The organism is Wolbachia endosymbiont of Cylisticus convexus, from assembly GCF_003344345.1.
Genome location: NZ_QPIP01000154.1, coordinates 1 through 2,859, shown reverse-complemented (window position 1 = coordinate 2,859; position 2,859 = coordinate 1). Strand labels below are relative to the sequence as shown.

At 37.5% G+C, this 2,859-nt stretch carries 2 protein-coding genes and 2 pseudogenes; all 4 read left to right on the top strand.

Annotated features, from left to right (window positions below; all coding sequences use genetic code 11):
* Nucleotides 1–1,514, top strand: a pseudogene (locus Wcon_RS09520) (phage terminase large subunit family protein); the annotation flags it as partial.
* Nucleotides 1,507–1,731 carry a gpW family head-tail joining protein gene (locus Wcon_RS09515; protein ID WP_114517794.1) on the top strand — a complete coding sequence of 75 codons (225 nt, stop codon included), beginning with the start codon at nt 1,507–1,509 and terminating at the stop codon, nt 1,729–1,731. The pseudogene Wcon_RS09520 and the gene Wcon_RS09515, both read left to right, overlap by 8 nt.
* 26 nt (nt 1,732–1,757) lie before the next feature.
* Nucleotides 1,758–1,961: pseudogene (locus Wcon_RS09510) on the top strand (DUF1016 N-terminal domain-containing protein); the annotation flags it as partial.
* Between the two features lie 70 nt (nt 1,962–2,031).
* Nucleotides 2,032–2,859: IS256 family transposase (locus Wcon_RS09505; protein ID WP_114516781.1), on the top strand; the 828-nt coding region annotated here is incomplete at its 3' end.

Genomic DNA, 2,859 nt, shown 5'->3' with positions numbered 1-2,859 from the left:
TGGGAAAACGTTGGTCAAAGGGAAGATTTGCGCCGTTAATAGAGAGTACGCCATGTTTAAAAAGTAAAGTAAAAGACCCAAGGTCAAGAGACTCAGGCAATACTGTGCAGAGTAAGGAATTTCAAGGTGGAATAGTAGTAATAACCGGAGCAAACAGCAGTGTAAGCCTCCGATCTATGCCAGTAAAATATCTCTTTCTTGATGAAATAGACGCCTATCCAGGAGACTCAGGTGGAGAAGGAGATCCAGTACTGCTCAGTATTGCTCGAACTAATACATTTGCACGGCGAAAGATTTTTTTAGTATCAACACCATGGAATAAGCAGAATTGAGAAAGAATTTGAAGCAACAGATAAGAGATATTTTTTTGTACCATGTCCGCATTGTAATTATTACCAAATATTAAAATGGTCACAAATAAAATGGGAAGATAAAAATCCAAATACAGCACACTATATATGTATAGAATGTGGTAAAAAGATAGAAAATCATCAAAAGACAGAGATGCTTGAGCGTGGAGAATGGAGGCCTACTAATAGAGTAAAAGGTGAGAAAAAAGGATTTCATCTTTCAAGTCTTTATAGTCCAGTTGGCTGGTATAGTTGGCAACAAGCAGTAGAGGATTTTCTCCATGCAAAGGAAAGTGAACAATTACTAAAAGTTTGGATAAATACCACTTTAGGAGAAACTTGGGTAGACAAAGGAGAAGTACCGATTGGAAGCAATTATTTAACAGGAGAGAATTTTTTCCCGTAGGCACAGTACCAAAAGGCGAAGTAGTTCTCACAGCAGGAGTAGATGTTCAAAAAGATCGTTTAGAAGTAGAAGTTGTAGCCTGGGGAAAAGGCAGAGAAAATTGGTCAATAGACTACCAAGTATTTGAAGGAGATACAGGAGGTAGGGAAGTATGGGGAAAGCTTTCAGAATTACTTAATCATCATTTTATCGGTGAAAATGGTCTTGAATATATGATAAGCATGATGGCAGTTGATGCAGGGTATGCAACGCAGGAAGTTTACAACTGGGTGAGAAGTCATCAAGGATCTGGAAGAGTAATGGCAGTGAAAGGTGTAAATAAAGCCCTAGTGCCACTTAGCAGCCCAAGTAGAGTTGATATAACAGTTGGAGGGCAAAAGCTGAAAAGAGGAATAAAGCTCTGGCCAGTAGGAGTATCGATATTAAAGTCAGAGCTTTTTCAATTGCTTAATATTTTAAAAGAAGGTGAAGAAGCTCCAGTAGGATACTGTCATTTTCCGGAGTATGCACCTGAATATTTCAAACAGCTAACGGCAGAGCAATTAGTCAGCAAGGTAGTAAAAGGCTACACCAAACAAGAGTGGCAAAAGGTAAGAGAAAGAAATGAGGTACTAGATTGCCGGATTTATGCCAGAGCTGCATCTATTGCACTTGGGATTGATCGATGGCCAGAGAGTAAATGGAATAGTTTGAGTGGAAAAATGGAAAGTAAAAAGCCTAAAAAAGTAAGACAGAGTAAGTGGTTGGAAAATGTATAACGAAGAGTATTTGTCTCAAGTTGAACAAGCAATAAAGAAGCTACAAAGTGGAGAAAGAGTAGTATCAATTGCATATGGTGACCATGTTGTCCGTTATGCAGAAGTAGATATAAATGATTTATTGAATTTAAGACAACGAATTAAGGCTGAGTTAAAAGTTGCAGGTATGAAGCCAAAGAGGAAAATTGTTTTTTCAACGAGTAAGGGGATCATATAATGATAAAAATCGTTGAAAGGAACCATATGACAAAAATTATAGCAAAAGAATATACAGAATTTTTAGAGCAGCTGAAAGAACAGATTGCTACTAGTCGTTATAAAGCAGCAAGAACAGTAAATAAAGAGCTACTACTACTTTATCATTATATTGGAACGCAGATTCTAGAAAAACAAAAGAGTCAAGGTTGGGGATCCAAAGTAATTGAGCAGTTAAGTAGAGACTTAAAGGGAATATTACTTTTTTTCGGTTTGACACACTTTTTTGAACTTATATCAATTTAAAAATGGAGGTTTGACAATGAGTCAAAAAGTAGTAAACAGAACTAACGGATTGGTAGATTATAAAGAGTTGGAAACAAATATCCTGTCGTCTATACGAGAAGGAAGACCGTTGACAGGAAAGGAGGGAGCATTAACACCATTTATAAAAAAGCTGCTGGAGGCGAGTCTAGAAGGTGAAATAGAAAACCATTTATTAGCTGAAAGTGAAGAAAATAATCGCAGAAATGGGAGGAATGGAAAGACTTTACGTACAAGTGCAGGTTCATTTGAGCTGTTAACGCCAAGAGATAGAGAAGGAAGTTTTGAGCCGCAAATAGTCAAAAAAAGGCAAACAAGCTTACATCCAGAGCTTGAAACGAAGATTTTGAGCACATTTGCCAGTGGTATGAGCTATAGAGATATAGCGTCACACGTTGAGGAAATTTATGATCACAAAATATCGGTAGCAGAGATATCAAGTATTACCGACAAATTACTGCCTATAATCAATGAATGGCGTAGTCGTCCACTGCAATCAGTATACCCGATAGTATTTATGGATGGGATGTTCTTTAAGGTCAAGGAGGATGGACATTGCGTAAGTAAATGTATGTACAATATATTGGGCATAGACCAAAATGGCAGAAAAGAAGTCCTGGGCTTTTATTTGGCTGAAAGTGAAGGAGCTAACTTTTGGTTGGAAGTGCTAAATAACCTCAAAGAAAGAGGAGTAGAAGATATTCTGATTGCATGTGTAGATGGGCTAAAAAGCTTTCCTGCAGCCATCAACAGTGTATTTCCCAGTGCAGAAGTGCAGCTATGTATAGTACACCAAATAAGAAATTCTCTGAAATATGTATCCAGT